The 14,173-nt window shown below is 66.8% G+C and carries 13 protein-coding genes and 1 pseudogene; 8 read left to right on the top strand and 6 right to left on the bottom strand.

The window, feature by feature from the left end; translation table 11 throughout:
- The first annotated feature begins 66 nt into the window (after nt 1-66).
- The 8 genes from ACUVYZ_RS12025 to ACUVYZ_RS12060 are packed head-to-tail and all read left to right on the top strand — an operon-like array spanning nt 67 to nt 8,191.
- Entirely contained in the window at nt 67-2,154 is a 2,088-nt protein-coding gene (locus tag ACUVYZ_RS12025) for a 4Fe-4S binding protein (protein ID WP_439934686.1), read from the top strand.
- The gene (locus ACUVYZ_RS12030; RefSeq protein ID WP_439934687.1) at nt 2,151-2,771 is read left to right on the top strand and encodes a TorD/DmsD family molecular chaperone; all 621 of its coding nucleotides are present in this window, start codon (nt 2,151-2,153) and stop codon (nt 2,769-2,771) included. The genes ACUVYZ_RS12025 and ACUVYZ_RS12030 overlap by 4 nt, the downstream gene beginning before the upstream one ends.
- 30 nt (nt 2,772-2,801) lie before the next feature.
- Nucleotides 2,802-2,999: a twin-arginine translocation signal domain-containing protein gene (locus ACUVYZ_RS12035; RefSeq protein WP_439934688.1), complete on the top strand. Its 198-nt coding sequence runs from the start codon at nt 2,802-2,804 to the stop codon at nt 2,997-2,999.
- Nucleotides 3,000-3,023: 24 nt separating this feature from the next.
- A complete protein-coding gene (locus ACUVYZ_RS12040; protein WP_439934725.1) occupies nt 3,024-5,945 on the top strand; it encodes a formate dehydrogenase subunit alpha in 2,922 nt (973 codons plus the stop codon).
- 22 nt (nt 5,946-5,967) lie between these two features.
- Nucleotides 5,968-6,591 carry a formate dehydrogenase FDH3 subunit beta gene (gene fdh3B, locus ACUVYZ_RS12045; RefSeq protein WP_439934689.1) on the top strand — a complete coding sequence of 208 codons (624 nt, stop codon included), beginning with the start codon at nt 5,968-5,970 and terminating at the stop codon, nt 6,589-6,591.
- Nucleotides 6,592-6,593: 2 nt separating this feature from the next.
- Nucleotides 6,594-6,833: a hypothetical protein gene (locus tag ACUVYZ_RS12050; protein ID WP_439934690.1), complete on the top strand. Its 240-nt coding sequence runs from the start codon at nt 6,594-6,596 to the stop codon at nt 6,831-6,833.
- Between the two features lie 9 nt (nt 6,834-6,842).
- Nucleotides 6,843-7,901 carry a formate dehydrogenase subunit gamma gene (locus tag ACUVYZ_RS12055; RefSeq protein WP_439934691.1) on the top strand — a complete coding sequence of 353 codons (1,059 nt, stop codon included), beginning with the start codon at nt 6,843-6,845 and terminating at the stop codon, nt 7,899-7,901.
- An 11-nt stretch (nt 7,902-7,912) separates the two neighbouring features.
- Complete coding sequence (locus ACUVYZ_RS12060) at nt 7,913-8,191, top strand: hypothetical protein (protein WP_439934692.1); 279 nt, start codon at nt 7,913-7,915, stop codon at nt 8,189-8,191.
- Between the two features lie 152 nt (nt 8,192-8,343).
- Here ACUVYZ_RS12060 and moeA read toward each other — a convergent pair whose 3' ends face one another.
- From moeA to ACUVYZ_RS12090, 6 genes and pseudogenes are all read right to left on the bottom strand, one after another.
- On the bottom strand, nt 8,344-9,618 hold the full coding sequence (gene moeA, locus ACUVYZ_RS12065) for a molybdopterin molybdotransferase MoeA (protein ID WP_439934726.1): 1,275 nt from the start codon (nt 9,616-9,618) through the stop codon (nt 8,344-8,346).
- Nucleotides 9,619-9,909: 291 nt separating this feature from the next.
- Nucleotides 9,910-10,506 (bottom strand): annotated as a pseudogene (locus ACUVYZ_RS12070) (ABC transporter ATP-binding protein); the annotation flags it as partial.
- Nucleotides 10,500-11,540: a FecCD family ABC transporter permease gene (locus ACUVYZ_RS12075; protein WP_439934693.1), complete on the bottom strand. Its 1,041-nt coding sequence runs from the start codon at nt 11,538-11,540 to the stop codon at nt 10,500-10,502. The pseudogene ACUVYZ_RS12070 and the gene ACUVYZ_RS12075, both read right to left, overlap by 7 nt.
- Nucleotides 11,537-12,619, bottom strand: coding sequence for an iron ABC transporter substrate-binding protein (locus ACUVYZ_RS12080; protein WP_439934694.1), 1,083 nt, complete (start codon nt 12,617-12,619; stop codon nt 11,537-11,539). Before ACUVYZ_RS12080 ends, ACUVYZ_RS12075 begins: the two co-directional genes overlap by 4 nt.
- 88 nt (nt 12,620-12,707) lie before the next feature.
- Nucleotides 12,708-12,920: a TOBE domain-containing protein gene (locus tag ACUVYZ_RS12085; RefSeq protein ID WP_439934695.1), complete on the bottom strand. Its 213-nt coding sequence runs from the start codon at nt 12,918-12,920 to the stop codon at nt 12,708-12,710.
- A 1-nt stretch (nt 12,921) separates the two neighbouring features.
- Complete coding sequence (locus ACUVYZ_RS12090; RefSeq protein ID WP_439934696.1) at nt 12,922-14,031, bottom strand: substrate-binding domain-containing protein; 1,110 nt, start codon at nt 14,029-14,031, stop codon at nt 12,922-12,924.
- Nucleotides 14,032-14,173 lie beyond the last annotated feature (142 nt).

The following is a 14,173-nucleotide window of genomic DNA, read 5'->3' on the forward strand; positions in this document are numbered from 1 at the left end:
GGATTGCTGGAATTTATGAGGTCTATAAACAACAGGGTTTTGCGCAAGCGAAGCTAACCCATTGAAATGCCGTTGAACGACAAGGCGATCCGGGTCTGTACCTGCAATGGCACGATGACCGTGGATGGGTCATTGTTGGCCAAGGGCATGCAGCTCGACGCGCCTCTCCCCGTCCACCAACAGCTTTGCCGGCGGCAGATCGGGGAAGTGGAAGCGGCCCTGAAGAGCGGCGGGGACACGGTGGTGGCCTGTACCCAGGAGGCGCCCCTTTTCGCCGAGGTGGCGGCGGGCATCGACGCCCAGGCACCGGTGCGCTTCGTCAATATCCGGGAAACCGCCGGCTGGTCCCGGGACGGCCGCAACGCCGGTCCCAAGATGGCGGCCCTCCTGGCGGCGGCCCTGGTGCCGGATCCCGAGCCGGTACCCCGGGTCTCTTACAAGTCCGAAGGGCGCCTGCTGATCATCGGCCAGGCGGCGGCCTGCGTCGCCTGGGCCGACCGCCTGGCGAATCAACTCGAGGTGAGCGTGCTGGTGGCGAGCACCGCCGGCGGGGGAGACCTGGGCGCCGAGCGCCGCTACCCGGTGTTCTCGGGTCGGGTGAAAGAAATCAGGGGATACCTGGGTGCTTTCCAAGTCCGCTGGGAGCAGGCGAATCCCATCGACCTGGAGGTCTGTACCCGGTGCGGCGCCTGCATCCGGGTCTGTCCGGAGCGCGCCATCGATTTCACCTACCAGATCGATCTGGACCGGTGCAAGGCCCACCGCCAGTGTGTGGTGGCCTGCGGCGAGGTGCGGGCCATCGACTTCGAGCGGGCGGAGCGGGAGCGCTCGGAAACCTGGGACCTGGTGCTGGACCTGTCCGAGAAGCCCCTGTTGTCCATGCCCCAGCCGCCCCAGGGCTATTTCGCCCCCGGCCGGGATCCCCTGGACCAGGCTCTTGCGGCGCAGCAACTGCTCGGGCTGGTGGGCGAATTTGAGAAACCGAAGTTTTTCGTCTACAGAGAAAGTATCTGCGCCCACAGCCGATCGAAAATCACCGGGTGCAGCAAGTGCCTCGACGTCTGCTCGACGGCGGCCATTTCGGAGGAGGGGGATCACGTCCGGGTGGAGCCTCACCTGTGCATGGGTTGCGGCGGGTGCGCCACGGTGTGCCCCTCCGGCGCCATGACCTACGCCTATCCCCGGGTCGCGGACATGGGCACTCGCTTGCGCGCTCTGCTGCAAGCCTACCTCCGGGCCGGAGGGAAGGACGCTTGTTTGCTGTTCCACAACGCCACCGACGGGCGCGAGCTCCTCTTGAAGCTCGGCCGCCAAGGCCAGGGCCTGCCCGCCCGGGTGATTCCGGTGGAAGTCTTTCACGTGGGTTCCGTGGGGCTGGACCTCATGTTGGGCGCCATCGCCCTGGGGGCTGGCCAGGTGGCGGTGTTGAGCACCGGGGGCGAGGCGGAAGGCTATCTGGCGGCGCTGCGGCAACAGATGACCTACGGCCAGGAAATTCTCCACGGGCTGGGCTATGGCGGCACCCACCTGCATCTGGTGGAGGCCTCTGACGTGGAGGCGCTGGAAGAGGCCCTGTGGGATCTTCCCCGAGCCGAGACCTGTCCGCCCGCGCTTTTCAACCTGTCCAACGACAAGCGCAGCACCCTGGACTTCGTCTTCGAGCACCTCCTGCGCCATGCCCCCCGCCCCATGGAGGCGGTCGCCCTGTCGGCGGGAGCGCCTTACGGCGAGGTGCGCCTCGACAAGGAACGCTGCACCCTGTGCATGGCCTGCGTCGGGGCCTGTCCCGAGAGCGCCCTGCTGGACGGCAAGGAGCTGCCCCAGCTCAAGTTCGTCGAGGCCAATTGCGTGCAGTGCGGCCTGTGCGCCAAGACCTGTCCCGAGGGTGCCATCACCCTGGCGCCCCGGCTGCTGCTGTCCAAGGCGTCCAAGGAGCCGCGGGTGCTCAACGAGGCGGAGCCTTTCCACTGCGTGAAGTGCGGTAAGCCCTTCGCCACGAAGCAGATGATCGACAACATGACGGCCAAGCTCGCCTCCCATTCCATGTTCGCCGAAGCGGGGGCGCTCACCCGGCTGCAGATGTGCGCCGACTGCCGGGTGATCGACCTCATGCAAGGCGAGAAGAAGGTGTCCATCTTCGAGGTGACCCGATGAGCGGCAGCGCCATGACCGTGCACGCCCCGGCGCCGGTGGCTCCGGAGGATCTGGCCCGGGCCGACATGTACGCGCTGATCTCCAACTTGTTCTACGCGCCGCCGTCGGACGAGCTGCTGCGCCTGGTGGCCCAATCCGATGCGGGGCCGGGAGGAGAGGGGGCGTCGCCTTTCGCTTCCGCCTGGCGCGATCTGAAGGCCGCGGCCGCGGCGGCCGATCCGGCGCGGGTGCGGGAAGAGTTCGAGACCCTGTTCTACGGCGTGGGGCGGCCCAAGGTCATGGTGTTCGGCTCCTATTACCTGGCCGGGTTTATGATGGAAAAGCCCCTGGCGGCGCTGCGGGACGACCTGGCGGTGCTGGGGTTTTCCCGCAAGCTCACCGCCGGCGAACCCGAGGATCACATCGCGGCCCTGTGCGATGTGATGCGCATCCTGATTCTTTCCGGGGCCGGGCTGGAGACCCAGAAGCGGTTTTTCTCCGCCCATGTGAAATCCTGGTACCCGAGGCTCGCCGAGAGCCTGGCGCGGACCGAGGAGGCCGATTTTTTCAGGCACGTGGCCAGGTTTGCTGCAGCTTTTTTCGATGTGGAAGTGGCTTCGTTCGACATTGCCGATTGACGGCTGACAGAGAAGAGGAGGGTAAAGACCATGAGCGCGACGACCAATGCCGGAAGGCGCAAGTTCATGCTGGCGCTCACCGCCGGCGGCGCGGCGGCCGCGACGGCCGCTTTGACCGGGACTTCCCCGGCGCACCTCAAGGCGAAAGCCGGGAAAGCGGCGGCCGCCAAGCGGGGCTACCAGGAGACGGCCCACGTGCGCCAGTACTACCAGACCGCCCGGGTCTGACGGAAGGAGGAGGCTCTAAACATGTTGCTGATCAAGAAATCGACGACTGAGGTCCAGCGCTCGGGTCGCCTGAGCCGTAGCGTGGCCGCTTTCCTGGGCAACACCATGGACCGGCGCACCTTCCTCAGGCGCTCCGGCATCGCGGTCGGTGCCGGCGCCTTTGCCAGCCAGTTGCCCTTCTCCATGATGGATAGGGCCCAGGCCGCCAAGGCCGAAGGCGCGGGTTCCGTGGAGGTGCGGCGCACCGTGTGTACCCACTGCTCGGTGGGTTGCGCCATCGACGCCGTGGTGAAGAACGGGGTGTGGGTGCGGCAGGAGCCGGTGTTCGATTCGCCCATCAACCTGGGTTCACACTGCGCCAAGGGCGCATCCGTGCGCGAGCACGGCCACGGCGAGCATCGCCTGCGCTATCCCATGAAGCTCGCGGGCGGCAAGTGGCAGAAGATCAGTTGGGAGCAGGCGATCAACGAGGTGGGCGACAAGCTGCTCGCCATCCGCAAGGAGAGCGGCCCCGACGCGGTGTATTGGATCGGCTCCAGCAAGCACAGCAACGAGCAGGCTTACCTGCTGCGCAAGTTCGTGTCCATGTGGGGCTCGAATAACTGCGACCACCAGGCGCGCATCTGCCACTCCACCACCGTGGCGGGGGTGGCGAACACCTGGGGTTACGGGGCCATGACCAACTCCTACAACGACGAGCAGTTCTCCAAGTGCATCCTGTTCTTCGGCTCCAACGCCGCCGAGGCGCACCCGGTGTCGATGCTGCATACGCTGCACGCGAAGGAGAACGGGGCCAAGGTGATCGTGGTGGATCCCCGCTTCACCCGCACCGCGGCCAAGGCGGATTATTATTTCCGCACCCGCTCCGGTAGCGACGTGGCGTTCCTGATGGGGCTGCTCTATCACATTTTCAAGAACGGCTGGGAAGACAAGGAGTACATCCGCCAGCGGGTCTACGGCATGGACAAGGTCAAGGAGGAAGTCCTGACCAAGTGGACTCCGGACAAGGTGGAAGACGTCACCGGCCTGGACGAAAAGTCGGTCTACACGGTGGCTAAGCTTATGGCGGAGAACCGGCCGTCCACCATCGTGTGGGCCATGGGCCAGACCCAGCACACCACCGGCAACGCCATCGTGCGCGCTTCCTGCATCCTGCAGCTCGCCCTCGGTAACGTGGGCGTCTCAGGGGGCGGGTGCAACATCTACCGCGGCCACGACAACGTGCAGGGCGCCACCGACGTGGGGCCCAACCCGGATTCCCTGCCGGGCTACTACGGCATCGCGCCGGGATCGTGGAAGCACTGGGCGAGGGTGTGGGGCGTGGACTACGAGTGGCTGAAGGGCCGCTTCGCCTCCGAGGCCATGATGACCAAGCCGGGCATCACCGTGTCCCGCTGGTTCGACGCGGTGCTGGAGAAAAACGAGAACATCGACCAAGATCCCAACCTGCGGGCGGTGATCTACTGGGGCCACGCGCCCAACAGCCAGTCCCGCAACAAGGACATGCTGGAGGCGATAAAGAAGCTCGACCTCATCGTCGTGATCGACCCTTACCCGTCCGCCACTGCGGCCATGGCTGCCCTCGCCCGCACCGACGGCGCGTACCTCCTGCCGGCAGCCACCCAGTTCGAGACGTCCGGGTCCTGCACGGCGTCCAACCGGTCGATCCAGTGGCGGGAGCGGGTGATCAAGCCCCTATTCGAGTCCCAGACCGACCAGGCGATTATGTACGCTTTGGCCAAGAAGTTCGGGTTCGAAAAAGAGTTCGCCAAGAACCTGAAGATCGTCAAGCCCGATCCAGACAAGTTCGAGGAACCCGAACCCGAATCGATCCTGCGGGAGATCAACCGAGGGACCTGGACCATCGGCTACACGGGGCAGTCGCCGGAGCGGTTGAAGGCCCACATGCGCAACATGCACGTCTTCGACGTGAAGACTCTGCGGGCCAAGGGCGGGGTGGATAAGGAGACCGGGTACGTGCTGGACGGCGACTACTTCGGGCTGCCGTGGCCCTGCTATGGGACGCCGGAGCTGAAGCACCCGGGTACCCCCAACCTGTACGACACCTCCAAGCACGTCATGGACGGCGGCGGCAACTTCCGCGCCAACTTCGGCGTGGAGCGGGATGGAGTATCGCTGCTGGCGGAGGACGGCTCCCACTCCAAGGGCGCCGACATCACTACCGGCTATCCCGAGTTCGACCACGTGTTCCTCAAAAAACTAGGCTGGTGGGACGAGCTGACCGAGGAAGAGAAGAAGGAGGCCGAAGGCAAGAACTGGAAGACCGACCTCTCCGGCGGCATCATCCGGGTGGTGATGAAGAACCACGGCTGCCATCCCTTCGGCAACGCCAAGGCCCGGGCGGTGGTGTGGAACTTCCCCGATCCCATCCCGCAGCACCGGGAGCCCCTCTACTCGCCGCGGCCGGATCTTGTAGAGAAGTATCCCACTCATGACGACAAGAAGGCGTTCTGGCGCATGCCCACCTTGTTCAAGACCATCCAGATGGCGAACAAGGAGATCTCCAAGGAGTATCCGCTAATCATGACCAGCGGCCGGCTCGTGGAGTACGAGGGCGGGGGCGACGAGACCCGGTCCAACCCGTGGCTCGCCGAGCTGCAGCAGGACATGTTCGTCGAGGTGAACCCGAAGGACGCCAACAACGCCGGGGTGCGCAACGGCGAGTACGTGTGGGTGGAGTCCCCCACCAAGGCGCGCATCAAGGTCAAGGCGCTGGTCACCGAGCGCGTGGCCCCGGGAACGGTGTTCCTACCGTTCCACTTCGCGGGATGGTGGATGGGCCAGGACCTGCTGGACAAGTATCCGCAGGGGGCGGCGCCCATCGTCCGTGGGGAAGCGGTCAACACCGCCACCACCTACGGCTACGACGCGGTCACCATGATGCAGGAGACTAAGACGACGCTCTGCCGCATTTCCAAGGCGTAACGGATTCGGAGGAGGCTAGACCATGGCTCGAATGAAGTTCATATGCGACGCGGAGCGCTGCATCGAGTGCAACGCCTGCGTGACCGCGTGCAAGAACGAGCACGAGGTGCCCTGGGGCGTGAACCGCCGGCGGGTGGTGACCATCAACGACGGCGTGCCCGGGGAGCGCTCCATCTCGGTGGCGTGCATGCACTGCTCGGACGCCCCGTGCATGGCGGTGTGTCCGGTGGACTGCTTCTACAAGACCTCGGAGGGCATCGTCCTGCACGACAAGGATCTGTGCATCGGCTGCGGCTATTGCTTCTACGCCTGCCCGTTCGGCGCGCCCCAGTTTCCCCAAGACGGGGGCTTCGGGCTGCGCGGCAAGATGGACAAGTGCACCTTCTGCGCCGGCGGCCCCGAGCCGGACTTCTCCGAGGTGGAATTCAAGAAGTACGGCCGCAACCGCATCGCGGAAGGAAAGCTCCCCGCCTGCGCCGAGATGTGCTCCACCAAGGCCCTCCTGGGCGGCGATGGGGACGTGCTGGCGGACATCTATCGGCAGCGGGTCCTGGTGCGCGGCAGGGGCGCGGAGGTCTGGGGCTGGGCGACCGCCTACGGGCGGCCTGAGCAGCAGCCGAGCGCGCCGGCCGGGAAAGGAGGCTGATCATGAAAAAGGTGGCAGCGGCCGCCATCGCGGCCCTGCTCGCCTTGGGACTCGGGGCCTGCGGCGAGAGGCCGCAGGTGACCCAGTACAAGGCGGGCAAGTACCAGGGCAAGCCGGACAGCCTGCCGTGGGACAACGAGGAGTTCAAGGGCGATAAGGCGGCCTGGGAGAAGAGCATTAAGACCCGGCAGTTGGGCCAGAACGAGTACGTCCGCATCGCGGGCGATACGGCCGGACGATAGGAGGAATCCATGCCAAACCTTGTCTGTGCCCGTTTCGCGGCGACCGGGCTGCTGGGCCTGGCGCTGATCGGGGGGACGGCGCTGGCCGCTCCCGGGCAGCAGCCGTTCGTGGATGTCCCGATGCAGCGGGTCGAGGAGCAGCAAGCGCGCCAGGAGACCCAGCCCCTCAACAACGCGCCGGTGTGGCGCGAGGTGCGCTCGGGTCAGGGCATCACCCAGGTGCGCGGCGTCGAAACCGGGGTGTTGGTCCAGTCCCAGGGAGAGACCTGGCGGGAGCTGCGCAACGGTCCCGTCACTTTGTATGGCGGCATCCTGATGATCGCGGTTCCGCTCCTGATCCTCGCCTTCTACCTGATCCGGGGCCCCATCGGGCAGCACGAGCCCGACACCGGGCGCAAGATCCTGCGCTTCAGCGCTTGGGACCGGGTGATCCACTGGTCCACGGCCATCTCCTGGGTGATCCTGGCCATCACCGGCCTCGTCATCCTTTTCGGAAAGTTCGTGCTGCTGCCGGTGTTCGGTTACACGGTGTTCGCGTTTTTCGCCAACCTGTCGAAAAACCTGCACAACTTCGTGGGGCCGTACTTCATCGTCTCGGCGCTGGCCATGATTGCCACCTACATGGGGCGCAACCTCCCCCGCGCCTACGACCTGCAGTGGCTCGCCAAGCTGGGGGGCTTTTTCAGCAAGAAGGAGGTGCCTTCCGGCTTTTTCAACGCCGGCGAGAAGCTGTGGTTCTGGATCGGCGTCGTTTTCCTCACCATCGTGGTGAGCGTCACCGGGCTGATCCTGGACTTCCCGAACTTCGGGCAGGGGCGTGAGGCAATGCAGCTCGCCAACGTGATCCACGCCATCGGCGCGCTGCTCTACATGGCCTTCGGCATGGGCCACATCTACCTGGGCACCATCGGCGTCCAGGGGGCCTACCACTCCATGCGCTACGACGGCATGGTGGACGAGGCCTGGGCCAAGGCCCACCACGAGTACTGGTACGAGGAGGTCAAGGCCCAGCAGAAGGCGGGGGCCCAGGCCGCGCCCACCGTGGGCGGCGCCCCGCAACGGGCTTGAGGAGGAGGCAAATGAAGCGCAGCACATGGATCGCCGCGGCGATGGGGGCCCTGCTCGCGGTCGGCGCGGCGGGCACGGTTCAGGCCAAGCTGCCGCCGCCGACGGAAGAAGAAAAAGCCAAGATGGAGGAAGCCAAGCGCAAGGCCGAGGAGGCGGCGAAGAAGCAAGCGGAGGCCCTTGCCCGGGTGCAAGACATGATTTCCGAGCGCTACAAGCGCGCCAAGGCCGGGGCGGCCCCCGAGACTGCCAAGCCGGTCGCCGCGGCCGCCGCGAAAGAGACAAAGAAGTAACTGACCGCCGGTTCGGAAAATGGGGCGCAACCTTCGGGTTGCGCTTTTTTGTTGGTGCGCCCCGGGCTTTTTCGTTCGGATTGGATGCGCGGATCGAGCGCATTGAGCGGCTGCTCGATTTGGTGGCGACCTGACCCGGGCCGCCCGTCCCCCTATACCAGGCCTTCCATAAGCTGCACCTCCACCAGGCTGCCGGCGGGCAGGGGACCCTGGTCGTGGGGCAGGACGATGAAGCAGTTGGCCTCCGCCATGGAGCGCAGGATGCCGGAGCCCTGTTCCCCCGTGACCCGCACTACCCATTCCCCCGAGGGCTCCTGGGACAGAATCCCCCGCTGGAACTCGGTACGGCCGGGTGCTTTCTTGAGGGGAGTGACGCATCTCACCTGGAAGGTGGGCAGGGGTGTCACGTCGCTTCGCCCCATCAGCACGAGCAGCGCGTCGCGGACGAATTCGTAGAAGGTCACCATGACGGAGACCGGGTTTCCCGGCAGCCCAAAGAAGTGGGCTCCTCCGACTTTGCCGTAGGCTAGGGGCCGGCCGGGCTTCATGGCGATCTTCCAGAACACCACCTCCCCCAGCTTGTCCAAGAGATCCTTGGTGTAGTCGGCCTCCCCGACGGACACCCCGCCGCTGGTGATCACCACGTCCGCCATGGCGGCGGCTTCCTGGAAGGCCTGCTCCAGGGCCGCCGGGTCGTCCCGCACCACCCCCATGTCGATCACCTCGCACCCCAGGCGAGCGAGCATGCCGTAGATGGTATAGCGGTTGCTGTCGTAGATCTGGCCTTCCCCCAAGGGGGTGCCGATGGACACCAGCTCGTCCCCCGTGGAAAAGAAGGCCACCCGCAGGCGCCGGAACACCGGGACCTCGCCGATGCCCAGGGAGGCGAGCAGCCCCAGCTCCGCGGGCCGGAGCTGCTTGCCCCGGACGAGCACCACCTGTCCCGGCTTGAGATCCTCCCCCGCCCGACGCACGTTCTGCCCGGCTTTGTAGTTCCCCGGCCCGATCCGGGCCGTCTGCCCGTCGGACTGCACCTGCTCCTGCATGACTACCGTGTCCGCGCCGGCGGGAACGATGGCACCGGTCATGATGCGCACGCACTCGCCGGGCCCCACCGCGCCACGGAAAGGCGCTCCGGCGAAGGCGGTGCCCAGCACCCGGAGTGCGGTTTCTCCGTCAGGCTTCAAATCGGTGTGGCGCACGGCGTAGCCGTCCATGGCGGAATTGTCGTGGGCGGGAACGGCCAGGGGGGAGATCACGTCCTCCCCCAGCACCCGCCCCAGGGCGGCGCGCAGGCTCACCCGCTCGGTGCCGGTCACAGGAACGAGAAACTGCCGGATGAGCTGCCGGGCCTTGTCCACCGGCAGGGAGTTGGGGTCGTAATCGTCGGCGCAGCTCGCCGCCTGCAGGGATTTCGCTGGTTGCATGGTCTTCGCTCCGTGGATTCTTTCGGGCCTGGCTGGTCTTCGAATTTTACGCCGTCCCGGTCGAGGGATGCCGTGGGGGGCGGCATTCCTTCGCGCGAGGGACGGGACGCAGGTCTTGCGGGTCTCGCCCGGGCCCACGGGGACATCCATCACCTGGACATGGACGCCGTACACCCGGTACAGGTTCTCGCTGGTGATGGCATCCGCCGGCGGGCCGTCGCACAAGATGGCCCCGTCGCGCAACATCAGCACCCGATCGGCGCAGATGAAGGCCTGGTCCGGATCGTGGGTCGAGAACAGGATGCCGATGCTTTCCCGGGCGAGGGCGCGCATCTGGGCGAGCACCAGGAGCTGGTTGCCGAAGTCCAGGTTGGCCGTGGGCTCGTCCAGCACCAGCAGCTTCGGCTCCTGGGCCAAGGCCCGCCCGATGAGGGCGAGCTGCCGCTCGCCGCCGCTCACCTGGGTGTAGATCCGGTCCGCCAGGTGGTCGATGCCCAGCATGGCCATGATCCGCTCTGCCGCTTCGTGGTCGCGGCGGCCGGGTGCCCCGAACAGGGGCAGGTGGGCGGTGCGCCCCATGAGCACAATCTCCCGCACGGTGAAGGCGAAATAGCCGCTGTGGGCCTGGGGAACGTAGCCCATGGCCCGGGCGAGGGCGTCCCGGCGCCAGCGCCCGATGGGCACGTCCTCGACGAGGATGTCCCCCGCCTTGGGGGGCAGCAGGCCCAGGACGGTGCGAAAGAGGGTGGTCTTGCCGCAGCCGTTGGGCCCCAGCACGCAGATCACCTGGCCTGGCGCCAGGGTAAAGCGGAATCCCGCCCCGATGACCCGGTCCGGGTAGCCGTAAGCGAGGTCGTTGACCTCAAGCGCCGCAGGGTGCATCACCATCCCCGCCGGGTGGTGGCGAGCAGCCACAGGAACACCGGCGTCCCGATCACGGCGGTGAGCACGCCGGGAGGGATTTCGATCGCCGCCAGGGTCCGCGCCAGCGTGTCCACCGCCAGCAGATAGCACGCCCCGAACACCATGCTGAGGGGCAACAGGCGGCCGAAGTCCGGCCCCACCAGGAGCCGGGCCGCGTGGGGCACGAGGAGCCCGACCCAGCCGATCACCCCGCTCACCGCGACGCTTGCCGCTGTCATAAGGGTCGCCGCGCACACCACTGCGAGGCGCAGGGCTGCCGTGTTCACGCCCAGGGCCCGGGCCTCGTCGTCAGGGAGCGAGAGGAGATTCATGCGCCAGCGCAACAGCGTGAGCGGCAGCAGCGCGGCGAGGGCCAGGGGCGCCGCCACCCGCAGGTCCGAGGGGGTGATGGCGGCCAGGCTCCCCAGGAGCCAGTAGGTGATGGCGGGCAGCTGATTGTAGGGGTCGGCGAGGTATTTGATCAGGGCGAGTAGCGCCCCGAGGAGGGTTCCGATCACAACGCCCGCCAGGATGAGGGTGAGGATGGGGTCGTGGCGGCGCACCGCCGAGCCCACTGCGTACACCACGGCCACGGCAAGGAGCCCTCCCACGAAGGCGAATCCCTGGATCGCCACGACCCCCAGGGAAAAAAATATGGCGAGGGCCGCCCCTAAGGCTGCGCCGGAAGAGACCCCGAGGATGTCGGGGGAGACTAGGGGGTTGCGGAACATGCCCTGGTAGGCCGCCCCCGCCGCGGCGAGGGCGGCGCCCACCACGATGGCGGCGGCGATGCGCGGCCCGCGGATCTGGAAGATCACGGTCTCCACGGCGGAAGGGGCGGCGGCTGTCCCGCCCAGCCGGGCGACCAGGACGTGGAAGAGCTCGCCGGGGGAGACGGGAAATTTGCCCACCATGAGGGCTACGACCACTAAGCCCAGCAGCAGGGCGGAAGACGCCCAGAGGGGCCACTGGGACAGGCCACTCCCGGAGCCGCGACGCAAGGCGAAGACGCTGGTCATCGGAGAGGCCTCTGCGGCGCAAGGAGCGCGTCGAGGAGCGCCGGATCCGGGGAGCAATGGTAGAACAGGCGGTAGAACCCCTCGGTCTCGCGCCGCAGGTCGCCGGGGAAGCGATCAGGGTACAGGACGGCCGCCAGCCAGCGCACGCCCATCACCCGATTGAGGCCGGGCGGAAAGTCCACCCATCCGAACGGGAGATGGGGCGAGAGGTGCACCCGTCCGCTGCGCACGGCCGCCACCCCGGCCCAGGCGGGATCGCTCCATACCGCGGCGTAGAAGTTGGGATCGATGGTGACGATCACCTCGGGATTCCAGGCGAGCACCTGTTCCCGGGACACGTTGATTAGCCCGCCGCCGGGTGGGCCCGCAGCCACGTTGCGGGCGCCTACGAACTCCAGCGCCTCCACGTTGATGGAGCCGGGCAGGGCCGTCTGCAGCCCGTTCGGTCCCCGGGCGTAGTACACCCGCGGGCGCTGCTCTTCGGCAATCATCGATACCTGGGTGCGCACCTCCTCCAGCGTGCGGCCCACGTACTGGGCGAGCCGCTGGGCGCGGTCGTCGCGCCTTAGCAGGGCCCCTGCCAGCTCCAAAGTGCGAGACAGCGCTTCGAGCCGCCCGTCCAGCAGCACGTAGGGCACGCCGGTCTGGGCCTGCACCCGATCAGCGAGGGATACGAAGGTGGGCGTCACGGAGCCCACGTCCAGGATGAGATCGGGGCGGGCCTCCAGCACCGTTTCCACGTTAGCGGTGTTGGCGCGCCCCGTCAGCCGACCCAGGGCCGGAAGGGCGGCGTAACGCGGGGGAATGAAGCGGGCCTCCTCGGGCGTCATGGCCCGGTTCCATCCGAGAAGGGTATCGGGGGCGATGGCGAAGACGAGGACACTGGCAGGCGGTCCCGCGGCGAACACCCGCTCCACTCGGGCCGGCACGGCGATCCGCCGTCCCGCCGAGTCTTCGAAGGTCACCGTCGTCTCGGCCCTGGCAAGAAGGGCTGCCATCAGGAGGACGGCGAAGGCCGCGCCGGCGAGCTCCCTGCGGCCCCAAGGGGCGGCGGCCTTTTCAACCTGGGCACGGGTCAAGCGGCTCCCTCGAAGCGACGGCACGGACCAAACGCGGCAAAAAATCATTTTAGCAGCCCCGCCTTCCCGGCTGCGGACAAGCCCGGCTTCAGCGGTCCACGCCCACCATCACGCTGTCGGCCTTGAATACGGCGTAGGCCGCCTCGCCCTCTTTAAGCCCGAGGTTTTCCGCCGATCCGGTGGTGATCACGGAAACGATCTCTACCCCCGCGGCCACCTCCAGAACGACTTCCGTGCTGATGGGGCCTTTGCGAATCTGTTTGATTTTTCCGGGAAGGACGTTGCGTGCGCTCAGCTTCATATCAAGAGCCTCCATGGTGTGGGCCGCCGGCCGGCTTCGAGGACATCGTTTCCGATGCCAGCAACTCCGACAGGCTGAAAATCTTTCCGGCCCCGGTCACGTCGTAGCCGGGGAGCGCCGCGGCCGCGGCCCGCAACTCGGATCCGCGGATCGCCTGCAAAAGTTTCTGCACGGCCGGCTCCCCCAGGCTTCTGCGCCGGCAGGCGAGATAGTAGACTTCCCGGGCCAGCGGGATGAACTCCAGGCCGTAGAGATGGGCCGCGGCGCGGATGCCGAAGCCCGCGTCGGCACCGCCGCTCGCCACCGTGGCGGCCACCGCCTGATGGGTGAATTCCTCGTGGGAATAGCCTGTGATGCCCGCGGCGGACACGCCAGCCTCGGCCAGCAGCCGGTCGAAGAGCAGCCTCGTTCCGGATCCCCGCTGGCGGTTGATGAAACGCACCTGCGGGCGGGTAAGATCGGCCAGCTTCCGGATCGACCGGGGATTGCCTTGCCCCACCATCAATCCCTGCTCCCGCCAGGCGAGCAGAACGATGACGATGGAATGGCCGCGGAGGAACGGCTCCAGCATGCGCCGCCCGTCAGGCAGGGTTTGCGGGCACAGGTGGAATCCGGCGAGCCGGCACTGGCCGCGCCGTAGGGACTCCAGGCTTTCCGAGCTTCCCTGAAAAACGATGTCGATGGGCAGGGCTGAATCGAGCCGCTCCCGCAAGGCCGCCAGCAACAGATCATGGCTCGCGCGGATGGGGAGCGCTCCGCCGCTGGGTTTTTCGAGGTGGGGGAGCGCCTCGGCCAGTTCTGCGAGGAGGGGCGCGGCTTCGGTGTTCAGCCGCCGCCTCAAGCGGGTATCCATGGCCAGGAGGCGTTCCCCGACGGGAGTGAGGCGCGCGCCCCGGCCCTGTTCCAGTTGCACCAGGGGAGCGCCCAGCCCCTCGGCGGCCCGGACGATCTGCCCCCAGGCGTGGCGATAAGAAACGCCCGTCGCCCGCGCCGCCCGGGCGAGGGAGCCGGTGGCGCCCACCGCCCGGAGCAAGGCGAGAAAGCCTCCGTCCAGGAGGAGCTTTTCATCCCCTTGAAGGGACCAGGCAAGCTCGGGTTCAAGGATTTGCATATATGCAAAATAGAGCATATTGCAAGAATAAGCAACGAAAAATAGTATTGTGCATCAATCAATATAACGATTTATGAATAACAGTTGCATATTAAGCTTTGCGACGGGCGGGGAGACGGGGTGCGGTTCTCGGCCGGAGGGC

Source organism: Pelomicrobium sp. P1, assembly GCF_052805615.1.

Coding starts and splice junctions, on each gene's coding strand:
- ACUVYZ_RS12025 (WP_439934686.1), top strand. CDS start 67: ATGCCGTTGAACGACAAGGCGATCCGGGTCTGTACCTGCAATGGCACG.
- ACUVYZ_RS12030 (WP_439934687.1), top strand. CDS start 2,151: ATGAGCGGCAGCGCCATGACCGTGCACGCCCCGGCGCCGGTGGCTCCG.
- ACUVYZ_RS12035 (WP_439934688.1), top strand. CDS start 2,802: ATGAGCGCGACGACCAATGCCGGAAGGCGCAAGTTCATGCTGGCGCTC.
- fdh3B (WP_439934689.1), top strand. CDS start 5,968: ATGGCTCGAATGAAGTTCATATGCGACGCGGAGCGCTGCATCGAGTGC.
- ACUVYZ_RS12050 (WP_439934690.1), top strand. CDS start 6,594: ATGAAAAAGGTGGCAGCGGCCGCCATCGCGGCCCTGCTCGCCTTGGGA.
- ACUVYZ_RS12055 (WP_439934691.1), top strand. CDS start 6,843: ATGCCAAACCTTGTCTGTGCCCGTTTCGCGGCGACCGGGCTGCTGGGC.
- ACUVYZ_RS12060 (WP_439934692.1), top strand. CDS start 7,913: ATGAAGCGCAGCACATGGATCGCCGCGGCGATGGGGGCCCTGCTCGCG.
- moeA (WP_439934726.1), bottom strand. CDS start 9,618: ATGCAACCAGCGAAATCCCTGCAGGCGGCGAGCTGCGCCGACGATTAC.
- ACUVYZ_RS12075 (WP_439934693.1), bottom strand. CDS start 11,540: ATGACCAGCGTCTTCGCCTTGCGTCGCGGCTCCGGGAGTGGCCTGTCC.
- ACUVYZ_RS12085 (WP_439934695.1), bottom strand. CDS start 12,920: ATGAAGCTGAGCGCACGCAACGTCCTTCCCGGAAAAATCAAACAGATT.
- ACUVYZ_RS12090 (WP_439934696.1), bottom strand. CDS start 14,031: ATGCAAATCCTTGAACCCGAGCTTGCCTGGTCCCTTCAAGGGGATGAA.